Below are 423 nucleotides of genomic sequence, written 5' to 3'. Positions count from 1 at the left end.
CTTACGAAAGTCGCAGTTACTGTTCCGCAGTTATCAGAATAAGCATTTTCTATTGCTGAAATATCAGCAGCCGTTGCTACTAAAGCATCAATATCAGCTTCTACAGGACAAGCATTAATGTTTGTAGTTCCGCTAGGGGTGTTTCCTGTTGCAGGCGTTTGATCACTTCCCGAATGGGTGATACTAATGTCAAAATCATTCGTAGAACAGCCATCAGAAATGGTGTAAGTACGCTCTAAGTTCCACGCACATTGATCGCCAGTTAAGGTTTGACTAACAAATGTTGCTGTTACTGTTCCACAGTTATCAGTGTAAGCTGCTTTAATAGCCGTGATATCAGAAGTTGTGGTTACTAAAGCATCAATATCAGCTTCCACGGGACAAGCATTAATGTTAGTTGTTCCGCTAGGCGTATTTCCTGTG

1 protein-coding gene is annotated in these 423 nt (G+C 41.6%); it reads right to left on the bottom strand.

Annotation, left to right across the window (positions count from 1 at the left end):
* Positions 1 to 423 (bottom strand): hypothetical protein (locus F6U93_RS02225; RefSeq protein WP_191963439.1); only part of this gene is annotated, 423 nt, incomplete at both ends.

Origin of the sequence: Pseudotamlana haliotis, assembly GCF_008806375.1 — a bacterium.
In the GTDB taxonomy this organism is placed as follows: Bacteria; Bacteroidota; Bacteroidia; order Flavobacteriales; family Flavobacteriaceae; genus Pseudotamlana; species Pseudotamlana haliotis.
Note: the sequence above shows the minus strand (reverse complement) of the source record. Positions and strands in the feature narration are given on the sequence as shown.